Below are 24,001 nucleotides of genomic sequence, written 5' to 3' on the forward strand. Positions count from 1 at the left end.
GCGCAACCTCGACCTCATCCCCACCCTCCTCGGCATCCTCAAGTCCGGCGCCGCCTACCTCCCCCTCGACCCCGTCAACCCCGACGACCGCCTCGCCTACATCACCACCGACGCCAACTCCACCCTCGTCATCACCAACAGCACACTCGCCGAACGAGTCGCCGGCTTCACCGACACCCCGCTCCTCCTGCTCGACGACCCGGCCCTGACCACGGCACCCGAGCACGAGCCCACAGAACTGGCCGGACCCGACAACCTGATCTACGTCATCTACACCTCCGGCTCCACCGGGAAGCCGAAGGGCGTCACCCTCACCCACACCAACGTCCTGCGGCACTTCGAGGCGGCCCGGGAACAGCTCGGGTTCTCCGCTGCGGACGTGGTCACCCAGGCGCACTCCTACGCGTTCGACGTGTCGGTCTGGGAGATGTGGGGCGCACTCCTCCACGGCGGCCGACTCGTCATCGTGCCGGCCGAACTCGGCCGCTCCCCACAGGACTTCCTCGACCTCCTGGTGGAGCAGCAGGTCACCGTACTGCTGCAGACGCCCACCGCGTTCCGCTCGCTGACCGCGCTCGCCGCCGACGGCGACCCCCGGATAGACCGGATCGCGCTGCGGCTGGTCGCCTTCGGCGGCGAGCGGCTGGAGCCCGCGGAGCTGCAGCCGTGGACGACCCGGCCGGGTGCCGCGGCGCCCGCCCTGCTGAACCTGTACGGGCCGACCGAGACCACCATGCACGCGGCGTACCACCGGCTCACCCCGGCCGACCTGGCCCGGGCCGGCCGGAGCGTCATCGGCCGGCCGCTGCCCGACCTGCGGATCCACCTGCTGGACCCGTCCGGGCAGTTGGTGCCGGTCGGGGTGCCGGGCGAGATCGCGGTGGGTGGCCCCGCGGTCGCCCGCGGCTACCTCGACCGTCCCGGCCTGACCGCCGAGCGCTTCGTCCCCGACCCGTTCGGCCCGGCCGGATCGCGCCTGTACCGCACCGGTGACCTGGCCCGACGCCTCGACGACGGCAGCCTGGAGTACCTGGGCCGGATCGACAGCCAGGTCAAGGTGCGCGGCTACCGCATCGAGCTCGGCGAGATCGAAACCGCCCTGCGCGACCACCACGGCGTGCGGGAGGCGGTGGTGATCGCGGTCGCCGAGCGCCTGGTGGCCTACATGGTCGCCGAAGGCACCCTCGACCCAGCCGCCGTGCGCACACACCTGAGCGCGACCCTGCCCGAGTACATGATCCCGGCGGCGTACGTCGCGATCGACCGCGTGCCACTGACCGTCAACGGCAAGCTCGACACCCGCGCGCTGCCCGCGCCCGACGACGACGCCTTCACCAGCGCCCGCTACACCGCACCGCGCACCCCCGTCGAGGAGCGCCTGGCCGCCATCTGGTCCGACGTCCTCGGCACGGACCGGGTCGGCGTCGAGGACAGCTTCTTCGACCTCGGCGGCGACTCCATCCGCGCCGTCCGCCTCGTCGGCGCCCTGCGAGCCGCCGGCTACGACGCCTCCGTGCGGGACGTCTTCCAGCACCGCACCATCGCCGAACTCGCCGCCCACCTCGGTGGCCGGGCCGACGGCTCCCTGATCACCGCCGTCGAGCCGTTCACCCTGATCAGCGCCGAGGACCGGGCCCTCCTGCCGGACGACGTCGTCGACGCCTACCCGCTCTCCCAGATCCAGACCGGCATGCTCGTCGAGATGCTGGCCGCCAACGAGGCCGGCGGACACCTCTACCAGAACATCAACTCCTTCCGGATCCCGGACGACCGGGACTTCTCCCTGACCGCCCTCAAGCAGGCCGTCGACACCGTCGTGGCCCGCCACGACGTCCTGCGCACCTCGATGCACCTGAGCGGGTACTCCCAGCCGCTCCAGCTCGTCCACGCCACCGCCGACCTCCCGGTCGCCCAGCACGACTGGCGCGACCTCGACCCCGCCGAACTCGACCGCGCCAGGCGCGAGTTCGCCACGTCCGACCGGGCCGCCGGGTTCGACCTGACCACCGCACCGCTGATGCGGATCGCGGCCCTGCTGGAGGAAGGCGGCGCCTGGCGGCTGACGATCGGCAACTCCCATGCCATCACCGAGGGCTGGACCCTGCACAGCCTCATGATGGAGATCGTGGGGTGCTACCAGGCCCTCCGCGACGGGCGTGAACTCCCGGAGCACCAGGCACCATCGGTGCGCTACGCCGACTACGTCGCCGCCGAGCTCGACTCTCTCGCCGACCCCGAGGACCAGGCGTTCTGGCAGCGGATCACGGCCGAGCACGTTCCGTTCGCCCTCCCCGCCACCTGGGCCGACGCACCCGGCACCGCGGCGGCCGAGCACGGCGTCAAGGTCCCGTTCGCGGACCTGGAGGCGGGGCTGCGCCGGCTGGCGGTCGGGGCGAAGGCCTCGCTGAAGAGCGTGCTGCTCGCCGCCCACCTCAAGGTGCTGAGCTCACTGACGGCCGAGGACGCCTTCCACACCGGTGTCGTCTACCACGGCCGGCTCGAAGCCCCGGGCGCCGACCAGGTGTTGGGCATGCACCTCAACACCGTGCCCTTCCCCGCCACCCGCCCGAGCGGCACCTGGCGACAGCTCGTCGAGCAGGTCTACGCCCGGGAAGCCGAGATCTGGACCCACCGCCGCTACCCGCTGCCCGCCATCCAGCGCGACACCGGCACCACCCAGCGCCTCGTCACCACCATGTTCGACCACCAGAACTTCCACCAGGTCGACACCGACACCGTCGACACCGCCGCCGGCCTGAACGAGGGCGGCAACGAATTCGCCCTCACCACGGTGGCGACCGACCGGCACATCGAACTGGCCACCGGCACCCAGGAGGTGAGCCGCGAGAACCTGCGCCGGCTCGCCTCCATGTACCGGCTGGTCCTGGAGTCGATGGCCGCCGACCCGGACGGCCCGGCCGCGGCGGCCCAACTGCCCGCGGCGGAGCGGGAACTGCTGCTGACGGAGTGGAACACGGCCACCGAGCACCCGGTGGACGGCTTCGTCCACGACGTCTTCGCGGCGCACGCCGCCGGGACCCCGGACGCCGTCGCGCTGACCTTCGGCGACGAGTCGCTCACCTACGCCGAGGTCGACGAACGGGCCAACCGGCTCGCGCACCAGCTGCGCGCCCTGGGCGCCGGGCCCGACCTCCTGGTCGGCGTCTCGCTCGAACGCGACCTCGACCTCGTGCCGACCCTGCTCGGCGTGCTCAAGTCCGGCGCGGCGTACCTGCCGCTCGACCCCACCAACCCGGCCGACCGCCTGGCGTACATCCTGGACGACGCGCAGGCACCGATCCTGATCACCCGCACCGAGCACCTGGCCACCTACGACGGCATCTACGACGGCCGCCTGGTCGTCCTCGACGCCGACGCGGACCGCACGGCGATCGCGGCCCGGCCGGCCACCGCGCCGGACCCGGTCGGCGCCCGGGACGCCCTGATGTACGTCATCTACACCTCCGGCTCCACCGGAAAGCCGAAGGGCGTCGCGCTCAGCCACGCGAACGTGCTGCGGATGTTCGCGGCCGTCCGGACCGGGATGGGCTTCACCCGCGACGACGTCGTGACCCAGTCGCACTCCTACGCCTTCGACTTCTCCGTCTGGGAGATGTGGGGCGCGCTGCTGCACGGCGCCCGGCTGGTGATCGTGCCGCCGGAGGTGAGCCGCTCCCCCGAGGACCTGGCCGACCTGCTGGTCGCCCAGCGGGTCACGGTGCTGTGCCAGATCCCCTCGGCGTTCCGGGCGCTGGCGGCCATGGCCGGCGCCGGCGACGACCGCATCGACCGGCTGAACCTGCGGACCGTCGTGTTCGGCGGCGAGAAGCTGGAGACCGCCGAACTGCGGCCCTGGCTCGGCCGCACCGGCCTGGACCGCACCGCGCTGGTCAACCTCTACGGGCCGACCGAGATCACCGTGCACTGCACCTTCCACCGGCTCGGCGCGGACGACCTCGAACAGCCCGCGCGGAGCCGCCTCGGCCACCGGCTCGACGACACGCGCATCCACCTGCTCGACGCCAACCGCGAGTTGATGCCGGTCGGGGTGCCCGGTGAGATCTACGTCGGCGGCCCGGGCCTGGCCCGCGGCTACCTGAACCGCCCCGGCCTGACCGCCGAGCGCTTCGTCCCCGACCCGTTCGGCCCGGCCGGATCGCGCCTCTACCGCACCGGAGACCTGGCCCGGCGCCTCGACGACGGCACCCTGGAGTACCTGGGCCGCGTCGACAGCCAGGTCAAGGTCCGCGGCTACCGCATCGAACTCGGCGAGATCGAGGCCCGGCTGCGGGAGCACCCCGCCGTGCGCCAGGCCGTGGTCACCGCCCCGGCGAACGAGGACGGCGAACGGTCGCTCGTCGCCTACGTGGTCGGCCCCGACCGGAGCCCGGACGCGACCGCCGAACTGCGCGAGCACCTGGGCGCCACGCTGCCCGGGTACATGGTCCCGGCGGCGTTCATGATGCTCGACGCGCTCCCGCTGATCAGCGGCGGCAAGGTCAACTACCGGGCGCTGCCGGCGCCGGACCGCGACGCGTTCGGCCACAGCCGCTACGTCGCGCCCCGCACGCCGGTCGAGGAGCGGCTCGCCGCGATCTGGACCGAGGTGCTCGGGATCGGCCGGATCAGCGTCGAGGACAGCTTCTTCGACCTGGGCGGCGACTCCCTGCGGGCGGTCCGCCTGGTCGGCGCGATGCGCAACGCCGGCTACGACGTCTCCATCCCGGAGGTCTTCCAGCGCCGCACCATCGCGGCCCTCGGCGCGCGGCTCGGCGGCGGTACCGGCGAGTCCCTGATCACCGCGGTCGAAGCGTTCGCCCTGATCGGCGCCGAGGACCGCGCCCTCCTGCCGGACGACGTGGTCGACGCCTACCCGCTCTCCCAGATCCAGACCGGCATGCTGGCCGAGACCCTGGCCGCCGGGGACGAGGGCCGGGCCATCTACCACAACCTCAACTCGTTCCGGATCCGCGACGACCGGCCGTTCTCCCTGCCCGCGCTCCAGGAGGCCGTCGACACCGTCGTGGCCCGCCACGACATCCTGCGCACCTCGATGCACCTGAGCGGCTACTCCCAGCCGCTCCAGCTCGTCCACGGCGCCTCCGCCTACCCGGTGACGATCCGCGACGTGCGCGGCCTGGACACCGAGGAACAGAACCGGCTGAAGGCCGAGTTCATCGCGGTGGAGCACGCGGTGGTGTTCGAGCTGACCACCGCACCGCTGCTGCACATCTCGGCGCTGCTGGAGGACGAGACCGCCTGGCGGCTCAACTTCACCTACCACCACGCGATTTCGGAGGGCTGGAGCTACAACGCCCTGATGATGGAGATCGTGGAGAGCTACCAGGCCCTCCGCGACGGGCGTGAACTCCCGCACTACCAGGCCCCGTCGGTGCGCTACGCCGACTTCATCGCCGCCGAGCTGGCCTCGCTGGCGAGCGAGGACGACCAAACCTTCTGGCGCGGTGTGGTCGACGACCACGCGCCGCTGCGCCTGCCCGCCGCCTGGGCCCAGGCCGACCGCCCCGCGGGTGAACGGCACGGCGTCCAGGTCCCGTTCGGCGACCTCGACGAGAAGCTGCGCCAGCTGGCGCTGGGGGCGAACACCTCGCTGAAGAGCGTGCTGCTCGCCGCCCACCTCAAGGTCATGTCGATGCTGACGGCCGACGACGCCTTCCACACCGGTGTCGTCTTCCACGGCCGCCTGGAAGCCCCGGGCGCCGACCGGGTGCTGGGCATGCACCTCAACACCCTGCCGTTCCCGGCCACCCGTCCGAGCGGCACCTGGCGACAGCTCGTCGAGCAGGTCTACGCCCAGGAAGCCGAGATCTGGGCCCACCGCCGCTACCCGCTGCCCGCCATCCAGCACGACGCCGGCAACTCCCGGCAGCTGCTCTCCGTCCTGTTCGAGTACCTGGACTTCCACCACGTCGACACCGAGACGGTGGACGTCGCCGAGGGCCTCGCCGACGGCATCAACGAGTTCGCGCTGAACGTGATCCCGACCCGGGGGAACGTCAATCTCGGTACCACGACCGCCGTGTTGAGCGCGACTGCGCTGGCGCGGTTGGGGGCGATGTACCGGTCGGTGCTGGAGGCCATGGCCACCGACCCGGACGGCGACGCCGCCGCCGCACACCTGCCCGAGGACGCCCGGCAGCCGCAGCACGGCACCGTCACCGAGCCCACCACGCTCACCACCCTCGACGTCTTCCAGGCTCAGGCCACAGCCACCCCGCAGGCCATCGCGGTGATCAGCGGCGACGAGCAGTGGACGTACCAGGAGCTCGACGCGCACTCCAGCCGCCTGGCTCACCACCTGCACCGGAACGGCGTCACCCCCGGAAGCATCGTGGGCGTCAGCCTCGACCGCACCCCACACGTGCTGGCCGCGATGCTCGCCGTGTGGAAGGCCGGCGCCGCCTACGTCCCCGTCGACCCCACCCTGCCCGCCGAACGACGCGCCTACATGCTCACCGGCACCGCGGCCCTCATCACCGAAAGCACCGTCACCGACCCCGGCTACGACGGCCCGCACATCCTCCTCGACACCGACGTCATCCCGGAACACACGGGTGTGGCACCCGAGTTCGCCACCGACCCGGACGCCTTGGCCTACGTCCTCTACACCTCCGGCTCCACCGGACGGCCCAAGGGCGTCATGATCCCCCACCGCGCCCTGCACAACCTCCTCACCTCCGTCCGCGACGACATCGACACCGGACACGCAGGCGCCTGGCTCGCCTCCACCTCCATCTCCTTCGACATCTCCGGACTCGAACTCTTCCTCCCCCTCACCACCGGCGGCCAGGTCGTGCTGGCCGGCAACGACCAGGCCAAGGACCCCGAAGCCCTCGTCGACCTCATCGACACCCACCAGGTCACCCACATCCAGCTCACCCCCTCCGGCTGGCGGCTCCTGCTCACCGCCGGATTCCACAACGACACCATCACCGCCCTCATCGGCGGCGAAGCCTGCACCCCCGACCTGGCCAACGAACTCCTCGGCCACGTCCACCGCCTCGTCAACGTCTACGGCCCCACCGAAACCACCATCTGGTCCACCTACTGGGAGGTGCCCGAGGAAGCCCACACCATCGCCATCGGCACCCCCCTCGCCAACACCAGCACCCACATCCTGGACAGCAACGGCCGCCCCGTCGCCGACGGCGTTCCCGGTGAACTCCACCTCGGCGGCACCGGACTCGCCCACGGCTACCACGACCGCCCCGACCTCACCGCCGAGCGTTTCGTCCCCAACCCCCACGACCCCGCCGGCACCCGCCTCTACCGCACCGGCGACCTCGCCCGACGCCTCGACGACGGCACCCTCGAATACCTCGGCCGCATCGACAACCAGGTCAAGATCCGCGGCTACCGCATCGAACTCGGCGAAATCGAAACCGCCCTGCGCACCCACCCGTCCGTACGGGAGGCCGTGGTCACCGCGCCCGCCCAGCAACTCGTGGCCTACCTGGTCACCGAAGGCACCCTCGACCCGGCCGCCCTGCGCACACACCTGAGCGCGAGCCTGCCCGACTACATGCTCCCGACCGCCTACGTCACGATCGACCGCATCCCGCTCACCAACAGCGGCAAGGTCGACCACCGCGCCCTGCCCACACCCGACACCAACGCCTACACCACCACCCACCACACCGCACCCCGCACCCCCCTCGAAGAACGCCTCGCCGCCATCTGGTCCGACGTCCTCGGCACCGACCAACTCGGCATCGACGACAGCTTCTTCGACCTCGGCGGCGACTCCATCCGCGCCGTCCGCCTCGTCGGCGCCCTCCGCGCCGCCGGCTACGACGCCTCCGTCCGCGACGTCTTCCAGCACCGCACCATCGCGGCCCTCGGCGCCCAGCTCGGCCACCAGGCCGCCGGCCACTCCCTCATCACCGCCGTCGAACCCTTCACCCTGATCAGCGCCGAAGACCGCGCCCTCCTGCCGGACGACGCCACCGACGCCTACCCCCTCTCCCAGATCCAGACCGGCATGCTCGTCGAGATGCTGGCCGCGAGCGAGGCCGGCGGACACCTCTACCAGAACATCAACTCCTTCCGGATCCCGGACAACCGGCCGTTCTTCCTGCCCGCCCTGCAACAGGCCATCGACGCCGTCGCGGACCGGCACGACGTCCTGCGCACCTCGATGCACCTCGGCGGCTACTCCCAGCCGCTCCAGCTCGTCCACGCCGGCGCCCGCATCGAGGCCGTGCTGTACGACTGGCGCGACCTGGACCCGGCCGAACTCGACCGGGCCAGGCGGGAGTTCGTCGCGGCCGACCGAGCCGCCGGATTCGAGCTGGCCACCGCGCCGATGCTCCGCGTCGCGGTCCACCTGGAGTCGGACGACGCGTGGCGCCTCACCTTCGCGTACCACCACGCCATCGCCGAGGGCTGGACCGTCAACACCCTGGCGATGGAACTCGTCGAGAGCTACCAGGCCATGCGGGACGGGCGCGAACTCCCCGACTACCAGGCCCCGTCGGTGCGGTACGCCGACTACATCGCCGCCGAGCTGGCCTCACTGGCGAACGACGAGGACCGGGCGTTCTGGCAGCGGATCACCTCCGGCCGGGCACCGCTCCAGCTGCCGGACAGCTGGGCCGACGAGACCGACGGCACCACCGCACGCTGCGAACAGCAGGTCCCGTTCACGGACTTGGAGGCGGGGCTGCGCCGGCTGGCGGTCGGGGCGAAGGCGTCGCTGAAGAGCGTGCTGCTCGCCGCCCACCTCAAGGTCCTCGGCTCCCTCACCCCCGAGGACGCCTTCCACACCGGCGTCGTCCACCACGGCCGGCTCGAAGCCCCGGGCGCGGACCGGGTGTTGGGCATGCACCTCAACACCGTGCCCTTCCCGGCGAGCCGTCCGGCCGGCACCTGGCGACAGCTCGTCGAAGAGGTGTACGCCCAGGAAGCCGAGATCTGGGCCCACCGCAGGTACCCGCTGCCCGCCATCCAGCGCGACACCGGCACCACCCAGCGCCTCGTCACCACCATGTTCGACCACCAGAACTTCCACCAGGTCGACACCGACACCGTCGACACCGGCGCCGGTCTCAACGAGGGCGGCAACGAATTCGCCCTCAGCGCCATCGCGGCCAACGGCCGGATCGCCCTTTCCACCACCACAGCGGTGATCGGCTCCACGAACCTGGCCCGGCTGGCGTCGATGTACCGCTCCGTCCTGGAGGCCATGGCCACCGACCCCGAGGGGAGCGCCTCCGCCGCCCACCTGCCCGAGGGTGAGACCGCCCTGCTCGCCGAGTGGAACGCCACGACGGCCTTCCCCACGGACACCACCGTGCACCGCGCCTTCGCGGCCCAGGCCGCCCGTACCCCGGACGCCGTCGCCCTCCAGTACGGCGACCGGACCCTCACCTACGCCGAACTCGACACCCGCGCCAACCAGCTCGCCCACCACCTGCGCACCCTCGGCGCCGGCCCCGAAACCCTCGTCGGCCTCTGCCTGGAGCGCAACCTCGACCTCATCCCCACCCTCCTCGGCATCCTCAAATCCGGCGCCGCCTACCTCCCCCTCGACCCCGTCAACCCCGACGACCGCCTCGGCCACATCATCAGCGACGCCGACGCCACAATCGTCATCACCAACAGCACACTCGCCGAACGAGTCGCCGGCTTCACCGACACCCCGCTCCTGCTGCTGGACGACCCGGCCCTGACCGCCGCACCCGAGCACGAGCCCACAGAGCTGGCCGGACCCGACAACCTGATCTACACCATCTACACCTCCGGCTCCACGGGCAAGCCCAAGGGCGTCACCCTCACCCACACCAACGCCCTGCGCCTGTTCGCCAGCGCCCAGCAGCACTACGGCTTCAACTCGGACGACGTCTGGCCGCTCTTCCACTCCTACGCCTTCGACGTCTCCGTCTGGGAAATGTGGGGCGCACTCCTCCACGGCGGCCGACTCGTCGTGGTCCCCGCCTCCATGACCCGCACGCCCGACGAGTTCCTGGACGTCCTCGTCGCCTCCGGCGCGACCATCCTGTGTCAGACGCCCACGGCGTTCCGCTCCCTGGCGGCACTCGCCGGCGACGGCGACCCCCGCACCGACCGACTCGCCCTGCGCGCCGTGGTCTTCGCCGGCGAGCGGCTGGAGCTGACCGAACTGCGCCCCTGGACGGACCGCTACGGCTTCGACCGGCCGGCCCTGATCAACATGTACGGCATCACCGAGACCACCGTGCACTCCACCTACCACCAGGTCCGGGCCGCCGACCTGGAACGCACCGACCGCAACCCCGTCGGAATCCCGCTCGCGGACACCGCCTTCCACCTGCTGGACGCCCTTGGCCGACCGGTGCCGGTCGGGGTGCCCGGCGAGATCCACGTCGCCGGACCCGCCGTCGCCCGCGGCTACCTCAACCGCCCCGACCTCACCGCCGAACGCTTCCTCCCCAACCCCTACGGCCCCGCCGGCTCCCGCATGTACCGCAGCGGCGACCAGGCCCGACGCCTCACCGACGGCACCCTCGACTTCCTCGGCCGCATCGACAAGCAAGTGAAAATCCGCGGCTACCGCATCGAACTCGGCGAAATCGAGACAGCGCTCCGCGACCACCCCACCGTCCGCGAAGCGGTCGTGACCGCACACACCGAACGGCTCGTGGCCTACGTCGTCAGCGAAGAAGCACTCGACCCCGCCGCCCTGCGCACCCACCTGAGCGCGAGCCTGCCCGACTACATGGTCCCGGCCGCCTACGTCGCGATCGACCACGTCCCACTGACCGTCAACGGCAAGCTCGACACCCGAGCCCTGCCCGCACCCGACGACGACGCCTACTCCACCGCCCGCTACGTCGCGCCGCGCACCCCGCTGGAGGAGCGCCTCGCCGCCATCTGGTCCGAGCTGCTCGGACGCCCGCAGGTCGGCGTCGACGACAACTTCTTCGACCTCGGCGGCGACTCCATCCGCGCCGTGCGGGTGCTCGCCGCGGCCCAGGAGGCGGGCATCCCGCTCACCGTGTGGATGATCCTGCAGGCGAGGAGCCTCGCCGAGCTGGCCCAGCTGGCGGAAGCGGGCGGGGATACCGGCCGGGGCATCGAGGACGGCGTACCGCTGCTCCCGGCGCAGCTGGCGAGGCTGTCGGCGGCCACCACCGGTGCCCAGACGGTGCGGCTGCCGCTCAGCGGCCCGGCCGACGCCGCATTGCTCGACCAGGCCCTGCGGGCCGTGGCCCGGCACCACGAGGCGCTGCGGCTGCGGTACCCGGCCGAGGGTGACGGCGACTTGGCCCGCCCGTACGAGCTCGGGGCCGAGCCGCTGGTGCACGAGCTGGACCTGACCGCGACGGCGGCCGACGAACGCCCGGCCGCGATCGCCCGCGCCCTGGCCGAGGCCGGCGAGTCGTCGGCCCCGGTCCTGGCGACCCTCGTCCGGGTCGAGTCGGCGGGCGAGTTGTGGCTGACCGTCGACGGCCTGGCGCTCGACCGGGCGTCCTGGCCGATCGTGCTCGGCGACCTGAACTCCGCGTACCGGCAGTACGCGGCGGGCCGGCCGGTGCCGCGGCTGGCGCCGGTGGCGACCCCGCTGCACGGCTGGGCCCGGGCCGTCGCCGAACGGGCCGGCTCGGCCGAGGTGCTGGACCAGGCCGGCTTCTGGCTCAACCGTCCGGACGGCGCCGAGCTGCCGGTGGACCGCGCGGGCGGGCCGCAGGCGCCGGGCACCGTCGCCACGGTGACCGCGGCGCTGCCGGCCGGGCCGACCGAGGTGCTGCTGGCCGACCCGAACCCGGAGCACCTGCTGCTCGGCACGCTGGCCCGTACCCTCGCCCGGTGGGCCGGGTCGGACCGGATGGACCTGGACGTCACCGTCGACCCGCGGCACGCCCCGGAGCAGGGTGGCGACCTGTCCCGGACGGTGGGCCGGCTGGCCGACGAGCACCCGGTCTCGCTGCGGCTGCCGAAGGGCGCCGACGCCGCCGCCTCGCTCACCTCGGTCTCGCGGCAGCTGCGCAGTCTCCCGGTGCCTCGCGGCGGCTACGGCATGCTGCGTCACCTGGCGCCCGAGCCGGGCGTGGCGGAGGAGTTGGCCGCCCTGCGGCCGCCGCAGGTGGGCTTCGCCTTCACCCGGCCGGCCGAGCAGGACGCCGACCCGGCGCTGGTGTTCGTCCCGGAGCGGGTCGTGCCCACCGGGCCGGCCGGGGCGGCGGGCGACCACCTGCTGGAGGTCGAGGCGGACGTGTGCGGCGGGCAGCTCTTCCTGCGCTGGACGTACCGCACGGCGCTGCACGACGAGGCGACCGTCCGGCGGCTGCTGGACGAGCAGGTGACGGAGCTGGAGGGGCTGCTGCGCCAGGGCACGGGCAGCACCGCCACCGGCTCGAAGTCCGCCGGTCCGACGTCCGCCGGTTCGAAGTCCACCGGTCCCGACGCCGCCGATGAGATCGAGGCGGTGCTGGCCCGGCACGGGATCCCGGGGGCGAGCCTCGCCTGGATCGAGGACGGACGGACCGTCGCGGTGCGCGCCTTCGGCGTGGTGGACGTGGCGGGCTCCGAACCCGTCACCCCGGAGACGGTGTTCGCCGCCGGGTCGATCAGCAAGCACGTGACGACGGTGGCGGCCCTGCGGCTGGCCTCCGACGGGCTGCTCGACCTGGACCGGGACCTCAACGACTACCTCTCCGAGTGGCGGCTGCCCACCAAGCCCGGCCACCCGGCCACGGCACGGATGCTGCTGTCGAACCTGGGCGGCTTCGCCGACCGTCCGCAGCTGGACGACGGCTACCACCGGCACGACGTGGTGCCGAGCCTGCTCGACGTGCTGCACGGCCGGGCGCCGGCCCGGACGCCCGCGGTGGAGCTCGCGCACCGGCCGGGCACGGAGTTCCGGCAGAACTCGCTCAACTTCGCGGTCCTCCAGCAGGCGATGACCGAGCTGACCGGCGAGTCCTACCAGGAGCTCACCCGCCGGCTGGTGTTCGAGCCGCTGGGCATGACCGGTTCGAGCTTCGACCCGCGGTGGCCCGACGCCGGGGCGCGCGCGTTCGCACGCGGCCACGACGCGGACGGCCGGCAGGTCTCGGACGGCTACTACGTCAATCCCGAGCCGGCCGCGGGCGGCCTGTGGACCACGGCCGCCGACCTGGCCGCACTCGCCACCGAGCTCCGGCGGTGCTACCTGGGCCGCCGGCGCGGACTCGTGGCGACCGAGCTGGTCCGGGAGATGCTCACCCCGCAGTCCGGGCGTGCCTACGGCTGGAGCACCATCCTCGACACCACCGGCGGGGACGTGGAGTTCGGCCACGGCGGCCAGGCGCACGGCTACCAGGCGATGACCTGGATGCGGGTGCACTCCGGGCGCGGCCTGGTGATGCTGAGCAACGCGGCGGCCGGGCGGGAGCTGATCAGGCACCTGATCGCCACCGAGCTGTCCGGGCGGACCAAGCTGGCCGCCGACTGGCAGCGGGCGATCGAGGAGGCCGTGGGCAGGGAGCGGGGTGGCGCCGCGTAGCCGCACCGCCGATGCCGGCCGCAGGGGCGGCCGTGACCGAGCAGTCGGTCGCGGCCGCCACTGCGGGGGGTCCGGGGCGCCCGGGTGTCACGGGCGCCCCGGTGGCCGGGGAGCACCGGTGCCGGGGGAACACCGGTGTCAGGGGACCCCGGCGGCGTGTCCGGGGCGCCCGGGTGTCGGGGCGCCCCGGTGTCCGCGACCGCTTACGCGCGGCGCGGGGTCCGGGCCGTCTGGGACAGCGACACGCAGATGACGGTGGTGGCGGCCCACACCACGACGACGGTCCACGGGCTCCACCACATCAGCACCAGCGAGACGGCGGCGGCCGCCAGCAGCGCGACGGTGACCGGCAGCACCACGTCGAGCCGGTGCCGGGTCAGCCGCTCCTCCAGGACCTCGTCGAGGATCTCGGCGACCCGGTCGTCGATGGTGTCCCCGTAGTGCACGAGGAACTGCTCGATGCTGTCGGCCTTGCCGGTCGGGTGGTCGAAGCCGGCGGCGCTCGGGTGTCGATCGGTCATGTCTCCACAGTGGCGCACCGGGTGGGCCCCGGTCGGCAGCGTGAACCCACCGGCCGTCGGGGGGTAAACCCTACCCCCCGCTCGTGGGCTCTCCTCGCTGCCGGCGCACCGACGCCTTGGGTAGCGTCCCCCTTGTCGGATCGAGGCGCGGACGGTGACCAGGTCGCCGCCCGCACTGCCCACGAGAGCGGGTCTGAAGCAGTTGACCGAGAACATCGCCGGCCGTGTGACCGGCACAGCCCGGACGGACGCCCGACGGCCCCGCGAGGTGGTGCCGGGCAATCCCCTGCGCGCCCTGGCCTCCCCCGTGCTGTGGCGGGCGTCGATCCACCTGGTGTCGGACGGTCTCGTGGCCGCGGCGGGCCTGGCGGTGCTGGTCGCACTGGGCGTCGCCGTGTGCCTGGTGCCGGTCGGCCTGGTGGGCGTGCCGCTCATGGTGGCCGCGGGGTGGGCCCTGTTCCGGCTGGCAGCCGTCGAGCGTGCCCGGTTCGCCGTCACCTGCGGCCTGGAGCTCGACGAACTGCCGTCGCCGGCCTGGTCGTGGCGGCTGTACGCGCCGTTGCTGTCGCTCGTGCGCAACCTCTGCACCTGGCGGCTGGTCGGCTACTTCCTGCTGCTGATGCCGGTGGCGGTGGTGACCGTGGTCGGGGTGGCGCTGGTCTGGGCCGTGCCGCTGACCCTGGTCCTGCTGCCGGCCTACTACCGGCTGCTGCCGGGCGGGCAGGCCGCGTTCGGCACCTTCGTGGTGGGCGACCTGCCCCGGGCGCTGCTGGTCGCGGCGGTGGCGCTGCTGGTCGGCGCGCTGCTCTCCCCACTGGTCGTCAAACTCCTGATGGCGCTGGACATCGCCCTGGCTTCCGCGCTGCTCTCCCGGCCCCGCGGCATGCAACTGCAGCAGCGCGTCGACGATCTGACGAAGAGCAGGGCCAGGGTCGTGGACGCCGCCGAGGCCGAGCGCAAGCGGATCGAGCGGGACCTGCACGACGGCGCCCAGCAACGGCTGGTGGCGATGTCGATCACCCTGGGCCGGGCCAGCTCCCGGCTGAAGAAGTCCGGGGACGTCGAGACCAACAAGCTGGTCGAGGACGTCCGGCGGGAAACCCTCAGCACCATCACCGAGTTGCGCAACCTGGCCCGCGGCCTGCACCCGCCGGTGCTCACCGACCGCGGCCTGGAGGCGGCGCTCTCCGCCGTCGCCGCCCTGGCTCCCGTCCCGGTGCGCCTGGACGTCCAGGTGGAGCCGCGCCCCGCCTCCACCATCGAGGCGGTCGCCTACTTCACCGTGACCGAAGCGCTCACCAATGTGGCCAAACATGCTCAGGCGACCCGGGCTTGGGTAGAGATCCGGCGGGAGGGCGATCATTTGGACGTTAGGGTTGGCGATGACGGACGCGGCGGAGCCGACCTCGCGGCGGGCACGGGTCTGAGCGGTCTCGCGGACCGGGTGTCCGGAGTGGACGGACGGTTCCGGATCAGCAGTCCGGTGGGTGGACCGACCGTGATCGAGGTGGAATTGCCATGCGGGTAGTGCTCGCCGAGGACTCCGCGCTGCTGCGCCAGGGCATCGAACTGCTGCTCAGCGAAGAGGGGATCGACGTGGTCGCCGCGGTCGGCGACGGCGAGCAGCTCCTGCGCGCGGTGGCCGAACACCGGCCGGACGCCTGTGTGACGGACGTACGGATGCCGCCCACCTTCCTGGACGAGGGCCTGCGCGCCGCACTGGCGGTCCGCGCCCGCTGGCCCGAGGTCGGTGTGCTGGTGCTGTCGAACTACGTCGAGGAGCGCTACGCCGTCGACCTGGTCAACACCAATGACCACGGCGTCGGTTACCTGCTCAAGGACCGGGTGTCCGACGCCGAGGAGTTCGTGGACGCGCTGTGCCGGGTCGCCGCGGGCGAGACGGTCCTCGACCCGGAGGTGGTCAAGCAGCTGCTCGCCCGCAGCCGGCAGCGGGACCCGCTGGCCACCCTGACCCCGCGCGAACGGGAGGTCCTCACGGCCATGGCGGAGGGCCGTTCGAACGCCGGGATCGCGGCCGATCTGGTGATCGGCACGGCGGCGGTGGAGAAGTACATCCGCAGCATCTTCACGAAGTTCGACCTGCAGCAGGAGGCGGGGGACCACCGCCGCGTACTCGCCGTTCTACGTTACCTAGGAGCTTGAGATCAGTACCACACCGAAGAAGCGCCGCGGATTCCTCCTCGTCGGGCTGGCCGTCCTGGCCGCGGTCGTCGCCCTGGCCGGCTGGGGCGTGCTGAAGTTACTCCCGGCGCACCATCCGTACAGCGGGACCTGGCAGCAGAGCGCGGCCGGCGCCGGCCGGCTGACGGTCCAGGCCGACGGCCTCGGCGTCACGCTGAACCAGGAGGACACCTCGCAGGTCACGGTGGTCATGAACGGCACCTACACGGACCACGTCCCGCAGGTCTCCGTCACGCGGTCCGGGCAGGACGTCGCGGTCACCGCCGGGTGCTCCGGCGACTGCTCGGAGCAGCTGCACATCACGGTGCCGGCCGGCCTGGCCGCGCAGGTGAGCACCGGGGACGCCGGGATCGTCGCGAAGGGCCTCACCGGCCGGCTGGAGCTGACCACCGGGCAGGCCGGGATCGACGTGAGCCAGTCCTCCGGCCCGCTGACCCTGCGGAGCACGACCGGCGGGGTGACCGTCACCGACAGCAGTTCCCCGAACGTCGACGTGACCACCACGGACGGCGGGGTCACCGCCTCCTTCACGGCGGCGCCGGCCTCGGTGAAGGTCGCCACGGGCGAAGGCGGCGTCGACCTCAGGGTGCCGCACGAGGCCACCTACCACGTCGAGGCGCAGAGCTCCGAGTCGACACCGAGCGTCTCGCTGCCGAACACCGCCCAGAACGCGCCGAACAACCTGGTGGTGACGACCAAGTCCGGCGGCATCACGGTCCGCTGAGCACGGGCGGCCCGAAACGGATGCGGCGCCCCCGGGAGGTCCCGGAGGCGCCGCATGCGGAGGGTGGGGCCTCAGCCGCCGGCCTGCGAAGGGTCGACGACGATCTTGGCGTGCCGGTCCGGCTCGCCGAGCTCGGCGATCGCCGCGGTCAGTCCGTCCAGGCCGGTGACGCCGGTGATGACGGCCCCGGCGTCGATCCGGCCCTCGGCGATGTCCCGCAAGGTCTGGCGGTACTCGCCCGGGCTGCCGCCGAACGACCCCCGGACGTCCAGTTCCTTGCCGGCCACCACCCCGGGGTCGAACGCGTCGGGGCGCAGGCAGACGCCGACCAGCACGATCCGCGCGCCGGCCGGTGCGCCGTCGACGACGCGGGCGAGCATGCCGGGGGTGCCGACGCACTCGAAGAGCACGGCGTCGGTGACCGGCACACCGCGGTACTCCGCGGCCATCCGGTCCAGCATCCCGGGGATCACCCCGAGCGAGGACCAGCGGTCGTAGGGCGACTCGACGGCCGGGTCGATCAGGATGTCGGCGCCCAGCCGCCCGGCCAGCGCGCGCCGCTTGGGCGAGAAGTCGACCGCGACGACCGGGCCGTGGCCCCGCGCCTTGAGCACCGCGACGACGCCCAGCCCGATCGGGCCGAGGCCGAGCACCACGGCGACCGACCCCGGAGCGGGATCGCCCCGCCGCACCGCCCGGGCGGCGACCGAGAACGGCTCGGTGAGCGCGGCCGCCTTCGGGTCCAGGCCGTTCGGCACCGGCAGGGTGAAGGCCTCGTTGAGGATCATGTACTCGCCGAAGCCCCCCGGGAACGCCGGGGTGTAGCCGACGATCCCGCCGCCCTGGGGGCCGAAGGCGATCGGCGGACCGCAGACGGTGGTCCCGACCGGCAGGGCCCGTACGGTGTCCGGGCCGTAGCCGACGATCTCGCCGGCGAACTCGTGACCGAGCACGAGCCCGTTGCGGATGTCGTGCGGGGTGCCGCCGGTGCGGCGCATGATGTCGGTGAACGCCTCGGGGTCGCCGAGGGCGTGCAGGTCGGAACCACAGATCCCGCAGGCCAGTGTGCGTACCAGCACCTGCCCGGACTGTGGCACCGGATCGGGGATCTCCTCGACGACGAGCGTCCCCGCTCGTGTGATGGCGGCACGCACGGCCCGCTCCTCCTCTCTGCGGTGTCCCGCGGTCAGGCGGCCTCGGCCGTCTTCTCCATCAGCAGGCCGACGAGGGCGTCGATGGTGGGGTAGTCCCAGGCCAGGGTCGGCTCGACCTCGATGCCGAGCTCGTCCTCCACGTCGCCGCACAGGGCGAGGGCGTAGACGGACTCCAGGCCGTACTCGACCAGCTTGACGTTCGGCTCGATCTGCTCGGCCGGGATCTCCAGGTAGTAGGCGACCCGGTCGGTCAGCCACCGGGTGAGCTGCTGGGTGTCCGAGGCCGGGTGCATGGAGGTGGTCATGAGGGGTTTCCTTCCGAAAGGGTGTCAACGGGTGGATCACGGAGGTCGGGTGGATCACGGAGACCGACGGGTGGTTCACGGAGGCCGGGCTCGGTCCGCTCAGTCCAGCGAGGCGGCGAACTCGGCCAGTGCGGCGGTGACTTCGGCCGGCCGTTCCTGCTGGGTCCAGTGCCCGCAGCCGGGCAGGATCACCGCCTTGCGCAACTGCGGTGCCCACTGGCGCAGTTCGGCGTCCAGCCGGGCGGGTTCGGTGCCCTGGACGACGAAGTCGCGGTCGCCGGCCAGGTAGAGGGCGGGCACCCGGATCCGGGCCCGGTTCAGCGGCGCGGTGAGGTCCCAGTTGCGGTGCAGGTTCCGGTACCAGTTGAGGCCGCCGGTGAAGCCGGTCCCGGCCAGTGCCTCGGCATAGACCTCGACGTCCCGTTCGGTCAGCCACCCGGGCAGCCGCTCCGGTTCCGGGCAGCGGTCGAGGAAGCCGCCGTCCGCCGGGAGCACCGGGTCGAAGGGCGGGGCCTCGCCGGAGGTCGCGGTCAGCAGCCGGCGCACCGAGGCGGCGGGGTCGCGGGCGAGCTCCGCGTCGACCGGCCCGGGCTGCTGGAAGCGCAGCATGTAGAAGTCCTCGCCCATCGCCCGGCGCATCGCGGGCAGCGGCGGCAGCCCGGCCCGCGGCCGGTACGGGATGCTCATCCCGGCCACGCCGCGGACCAGGTCCGGGCGCAGCAGTGCGGTGTGCCAGGCGACCTGGGAGCCCCAGTCGTGGCCGGCCACCACCGCGCGGTCGGCGCCCAGCGCGCCGATCAGCGCCACGATGTCGCCGACCAGGTGGTGGATGGTGTACTGGTCGGCCTCGGCCGGTCCCGGGCTGCCGCCGTAGCCGCGCATGTCGGGTGCCACCGCGTGGAAGCCGGCCTCGGCGAGGCCCGTCAGCTGGTGCCGCCAGGAGTACCAGAGCTCGGGGAAGCCGTGGACCAGGACCACCAGGGGCCCTTCGCCGGCCTCGGCGACGTGCGTCGGCCGGCCGGCCACCCGCAGCGTGCGGTGCCTGATCTCAGCCACGGCGGCGGCTCCTTCCGGCCGATGCCGGGACGCCCTGGCCGTAGGCGAGCAGCTGGGAGAACTCCTTGCCGCCGTACAGGGCGAGCCGGGCGATGGCAGAGTCGGGCTCGGCGAGCGCCGCGTCGATGGCGCGGGTGAAGTAGCCGGCGAACCGCTCGATGGTGCTCGGGTCGAACAGGTCGACGTCGTAGCGGAAGTCGACGGCCAGCGTGTCGGCGCTCTGGCGCACGTTGACCGCGAGGTCCAGCTGTCCTTCGGCCTGCGGGAGTTCGAAGGGGGCGAGGTGGAGCCCGGCGACCTCGGCGGTGGCGCCGTCCGCCGGGTCCAGCAGCAGCCGCAGCAGCGGGTCGCCGCTCGGGGCGCCGATCAGGTTGAGGGTGATCCGGCAGAGCGAGGAGCCGCCGCCGGTGCGCGGGCGGTTCACCGTGCGGGTGAGCAGTTCGAACGGGTAACCGAGGCTGCCGAGGCCGGACTTGACCTGCCGGTCGGCGGCGGCGACGGCCTCCCGGAAGGTGGCGCCCGGGGCGAGGTCGGCCCGGAACACCAGGGTGTTGATGTAGTTGCCGACCACCTCGCGGCTGTCCGGGCTGATCCGGGTGGTGGTCGGGCAGCCGATCAGGAACCGGTTCTGCCGGGTGTAGCGGTGCAGGAGGCCTTGGAGGACGCCCAGCAGCACGGCGAACAGCGTGACTTCGCTCGACCGGGCGAGGTCGCGCAGGCCGCGCACCCGGTCGCCGGACAGGTCCAGGTGGTAGCTGCTGCCGACGCCGCTCGAACCGGCGGGCCGCGGACGGTCGGTGGGGATCTCGGCCGGCTCCGCCCCGTCGCAGACCCGGTGCCAGTACTGCTCCATCCGGGCGCCGCGGGGCGACTGGAGCAGGGTTTGCTCGCGGACGACGTAGTCGTCGTAGCTGCCGCTCGGCGGGGCGGTCACGGCGCTCTCGCCGGACGTGATCCGCCGGTAGCCGTCCAGCACGTCGCGCAGGATCAGCCAGTTGGAGGTCGCGTCGGTGGCGATGTGGTGGCCGGCCATCAGCAGGACCGCGTCCGCGGCGGCGCGGCGCAGCAGGACGAACCGGAAGGCGCCCTGCCACTCCAGTGCGAACGGCTCGATCAGCGCCGCGCGGACGGCCGCCCGTAGCTCCTGGTCGGTGCGTCCGGGCAGTTCGCGCAGTTCCAGGCCGACCGGGGGGTGGGCGGCCACGATCCGTACGGCCTGCCCGTCCTGTTCGCGGAAGAGCGAGCGCAGCATGTCGTGCCGGTCGGCGGCGGCGGTGACGGCGGCCCGCAGCGCGGGCAGGTCGACGGCGGAGCGGACGGTGAGCGCGACCCCGGTGTGGTAGACCGCGCTGTCCGGTGCCAGCCGGTGGAGGAACCACAGCGCTCGCTGCGCGTGGGAGAGTTGGTGCGGGTTCTGCATGATCGCCTCTCGGGCTGATGGTCAGCGGCCGGCGAACGCCGGTTTCTGCCTGGCTAGTTGGGCCTGCATGCCGGCCCGCTGGTCCGCGGTGCCGAACAGGCCGGAGAAGTGGCGCCGTTCCAGGTCGAGGCCGAGCGGCAGGGGGAGTTCGAAGCCTTCGTCGATCGCCTGTTTGGCGGCCGCCAGCGCGGCCGTCGGACCGAGTGCGAAGTCCTCGGCGAGGCGGCGCGCGGCGTCGGGCACCTCGGCGTCCGGGACCACCTCGTCGACCAGCCCGATCTCCAGGGCCTCGGCGGCGGTCAGCTGCCGTCCGGTGAAGATCAGCTTCTTGGCGGGCCCGGGGCCCACCAGCCTGGGCAGCCGCTGGGTGCCGCCGGTGCCGGGGATGATGCCCAGGCTGACCTCCGGCAGGCCGAGCCGGGCCCCGGCGCCGGCCACCCGGTAGTCGGCGCAGAGCGCGAGCTCCAGGCCGCCGCCCAGGGCAAAGCCGGCGATGGCGGCGACGACCGGCTTGCGGATCGCGGCGATCGCGGTGAAGCCGGCGTGCAGCCGGACGGTGTAGGCGTCGGCCTCGGCGGGCGAGCAGTCGACCATGGCCCGGACGTCGGCGCCGGAGCCGAACACCCGTCGTCCGCCGGTCAGGATCACCGCGCGGATGCTCTCGTCGCCGCTCACCCGGTCGGCCGCGGCGCACAGTTCCAGGGGCAGCAGCGGGTCGACGGCGCTGATGGTCGGGCGCAGCAGCCGGAGCGTCGCCACCGGCCCGTCCTGCTCGACCCGCAGGTACCGGCCGGCGGCCTGCTCGGCCGCCTCGCCGGGACCGGGCTGCCGGGGAACGGCCACCCGGGGAACGGCTGTCCGGGGAACGGCTATCCGGGGAACGGCTGTCTGCGGAACTGCTGTCTGGGGAACGGTCTGCTCAGGCAAGGCGGCGTCCGATCAGGTCGAAGGCGATGCACTCCTCGTAGCGCCGCACCAGTTCGGTGACGACGGGCCGCTCGGCGTCCCGGGTGCCGGCCACCGGCGGGCAGCCCAGCCGGGCGGCGAGCCGGGCGAGCGCGGCCACCAGCCAGTCGGGCCGGTGCAGGAAGTCGCTCGGGTTGTCGGGGTTGGACTGCCAGATCCCCAGGCAGGCGGCGGCGGCCAGCAGCACGGCGTACCGGTGGGCGAGTTCGAAGCTCGTCGGGCCGGCCAGCGGGGTCCGGTCGCGCGGCGCCAGCCCGTCCACCGCGCGTTTCAGCGCGGCGAGCTCGTCGCGGAGCTGACGGCAGAGCGGGCCGAGCACCGGCTCGCCGTGGAACCGCTCGGCGGCGGCCGGCAGGGTGGCCAGCAGCGGGTCGGTCCGACCGGCTGTGGTGGTCAGCAGGTCGAAGTCCAGCTCGGGCAGCGGACCGGCCAGGTGGAACAGTTCGGCCGGGGCCGGCTGGTCGCGCAGCCAGCCGTTGCGGGCCAGCCGCGGCAGCTGCGGGATGATCGTCGCCTGGCAGACGGTGCCGCCGGCGTGCACCAGCGAGGCGACCGGGAGGTCCCGGGCGTGCTTCTGGAAGATCGCGTGCGGCCCCTCGCGCAGGAAGGACCGGGCGCCCAGCACCACGCCCAGCGCGTCGACGGCCCCCCGGAACAGCTCCGGCACCAGGTACTTGACGGCCGCGGCGTAGCAGCTGGTCTGGCCGGGCAGCAGGTGCAGCGCGCGGCACACGGTGGTGGCGAACGCGTCGCCGATCAGCAGGTCCAGGAACGCGCCGGCCAGCACCGAGCGGGCGTGCGGCAGGTCGGCCACCGTGCGGCGGTAGAGCCGCCGCCCGAGGGCGAAGTCGGTGACCGTGCGCAACTGCTGGTCCACCAGGCCGACGGCCGCCATGGGCAGCACCGCCCGGGTGACCTGGAAGGCCCGCAGGACGGTCTCCAGGGCTCCGCCGAGCTCGCCCGCCAGCGCCGTGAGCGGCAGCGGGCAGTCGCGGAACTCCAGGCCGCCGAGGTACATCGCCCGGACCCCGGAGGTCCGGTACCGCGGCAGGAAGGCCAGCCGGTCGCGGGGCGCGGCGGCCATGTCGAGCAGCACCATCGAATGGCTGCGGCTGCCCGGTTCGTCGCTGGTGCGGGCCAGCACGGTGACCGCCTCGGCGCGCGCCAGGTTGTTGATGATCTCCTTGCGGCCGTTCAGCACCAGGTCGGTGCCGCGCAGTTCGGCCCGGAAGCCGGTGCGCCCGACGTCGTTGCCGGTCGCCGTGTCGGTGTAGGCGGCGGCGATCCGGCCGCCCCGCACCAGGACGTCGGCCAGCCAGCGCTGCTGGTCGGCGCTGCCGTCGGACCAGACGTTGACCGAGCCGACCAGGTTGCTCGCGCCGTGCCCGAGGGCGAGTGCGGCGTCGCGCCGGAACAGCGGGCGCAGCACCCGGCCCAGCCGGTCGGCCTCCCGGAGCCGGCCGCCGAGCCGGTGCGGGACGAACTCGGCGCCGAGCCCGTAGCCGTCCAGCACCCGTTCGCCGGCGGACAGCAGGTCGCCGCGCTCGTCGGCGGCCAGGAAGGCGGCGAAGCCGAGCGGGTTGTCCTCGTAGTCCGGGTCGCCGAACAGGGCCTCCAGCGGCATCGGGGCGCCGAGGTCCGCATACAGCGGCGGGACGGTCGTGGCGGTGGTCATTCGCTGTCCTTCACCAGGCGGTAGTCCAGCAGGGAGGGGAGGGTCCCGGTGGCCTGCTGCTCCTCCAGGAAGGGCATCAGGCGTTCCAGGACGTCGTCGTCCGGGTCCGGGCGGCCGGGACCGCCGAGCCGCTCCAGCACCCGGGCCAGGACGGCCTCCAGCCAGAGGCCGCCGGTCCACGCGTTGCGGCCGTCGTCCAGGGCCTCCCGGTTGCGCAGCCAGAGCTGGACCGCGGCCGCGGCGGCGTAGCAGCGGGAGTAGCGCTCGGCCAGGGCGAAGGCGGCGGCGGGCGCCGCGACCGGGGTGGGCCGGTAGTCGTCCAGTTCGACGCCGAGCCCGTCGGCCGCCGCCACGACCGCCCAGGCGCGCCGGGCCAGCGAGACCGGGACTTCGCCGCGGACCGCCAGTTGGGCGAGCTCGGGCACCCCGGCGGGCCGCGACTGCAGCACGCAGGAGCCGGTGCGCGGCATCAGGCTCAGCCGGTCGCGGTCG

Annotated in this window: 11 protein-coding genes and 1 pseudogene; 4 read left to right on the plus strand and 8 right to left on the minus strand. The window is 73.2% G+C overall.

The window, feature by feature from the left end; genetic code table 11:
* Positions 1-13,486, plus strand: a 13,486-nt coding sequence (locus AB0O00_RS09050; protein ID WP_363649674.1) for an amino acid adenylation domain-containing protein, incomplete at its 5' end; no start/stop codon positions are given.
* A gap of 203 nt (positions 13,487-13,689) precedes the next feature.
* Here AB0O00_RS09050 and AB0O00_RS09055 read toward each other — a convergent pair.
* Positions 13,690-14,007: a hypothetical protein gene (locus AB0O00_RS09055; protein ID WP_363649676.1), complete on the minus strand. Its 318-nt coding sequence runs from the start codon at positions 14,005-14,007 to the stop codon at positions 13,690-13,692.
* A gap of 226 nt (positions 14,008-14,233) precedes the next feature.
* On the opposite strand from AB0O00_RS09055, the gene AB0O00_RS09060 reads away from it, so the two are divergent.
* The 3 genes from AB0O00_RS09060 to AB0O00_RS09070 all read left to right on the plus strand — a co-directional run bounded on the left by AB0O00_RS09060 (position 14,234) and on the right by AB0O00_RS09070 (position 16,933).
* Positions 14,234-15,535: a sensor domain-containing protein gene (locus AB0O00_RS09060; RefSeq protein ID WP_363649677.1), complete on the plus strand. Its 1,302-nt coding sequence runs from the start codon at positions 14,234-14,236 to the stop codon at positions 15,533-15,535.
* Positions 15,526-16,170, plus strand: coding sequence for a response regulator transcription factor (locus AB0O00_RS09065; RefSeq protein WP_363649679.1), 645 nt, complete (start codon positions 15,526-15,528; stop codon positions 16,168-16,170). The genes AB0O00_RS09060 and AB0O00_RS09065 overlap by 10 nt, the downstream gene beginning before the upstream one ends.
* An 88-nt stretch (positions 16,171-16,258) precedes the next feature.
* A complete protein-coding gene (locus AB0O00_RS09070; RefSeq protein ID WP_363649681.1) occupies positions 16,259-16,933 on the plus strand; it encodes a DUF4097 family beta strand repeat-containing protein in 675 nt (224 codons plus the stop codon).
* Positions 16,934-17,004: 71 nt separating this feature from the next.
* On the opposite strand, the gene AB0O00_RS09075 is transcribed toward AB0O00_RS09070, so the two are convergent.
* From AB0O00_RS09075 to AB0O00_RS09105, 7 genes and pseudogenes are all read right to left on the minus strand, one after another.
* On the minus strand, positions 17,005-18,087 hold the full coding sequence (locus AB0O00_RS09075; RefSeq protein ID WP_363649683.1) for a zinc-binding dehydrogenase: 1,083 nt from the start codon (positions 18,085-18,087) through the stop codon (positions 17,005-17,007).
* 32 nt (positions 18,088-18,119) lie between these two features.
* Positions 18,120-18,392: an acyl carrier protein gene (locus tag AB0O00_RS09080; protein WP_363649685.1), complete on the minus strand. Its 273-nt coding sequence runs from the start codon at positions 18,390-18,392 to the stop codon at positions 18,120-18,122.
* Positions 18,393-18,491: 99 nt separating this feature from the next.
* A complete protein-coding gene (locus tag AB0O00_RS09085) occupies positions 18,492-19,448 on the minus strand; it encodes an alpha/beta hydrolase (protein ID WP_363649686.1) in 957 nt (318 codons plus the stop codon).
* Positions 19,441-20,868, minus strand: coding sequence for a condensation domain-containing protein (locus tag AB0O00_RS09090; protein WP_363649687.1), 1,428 nt, complete (start codon positions 20,866-20,868; stop codon positions 19,441-19,443). The genes AB0O00_RS09085 and AB0O00_RS09090 overlap by 8 nt, the downstream gene beginning before the upstream one ends.
* Before the next feature lie 21 nt (positions 20,869-20,889).
* Positions 20,890-21,651, minus strand: a complete 762-nt coding sequence (locus tag AB0O00_RS09095; RefSeq protein WP_363649691.1) for an enoyl-CoA hydratase-related protein — start codon at positions 21,649-21,651, stop codon at positions 20,890-20,892.
* 136 nt (positions 21,652-21,787) lie between these two features.
* Entirely contained in the window at positions 21,788-23,509 is a 1,722-nt protein-coding gene (locus AB0O00_RS09100; protein ID WP_363649689.1) for an acyl-CoA dehydrogenase, read from the minus strand.
* Positions 23,506-24,001, minus strand: a pseudogene (locus tag AB0O00_RS09105) (hypothetical protein); the annotation flags it as partial. The gene AB0O00_RS09100 and the pseudogene AB0O00_RS09105, both read right to left, overlap by 4 nt.

The sequence above is a fragment of the Kitasatospora sp. NPDC093558 genome, from assembly GCF_040683475.1.
Taxonomy (GTDB): domain Bacteria; phylum Actinomycetota; class Actinomycetes; order Streptomycetales; family Streptomycetaceae; genus Kitasatospora.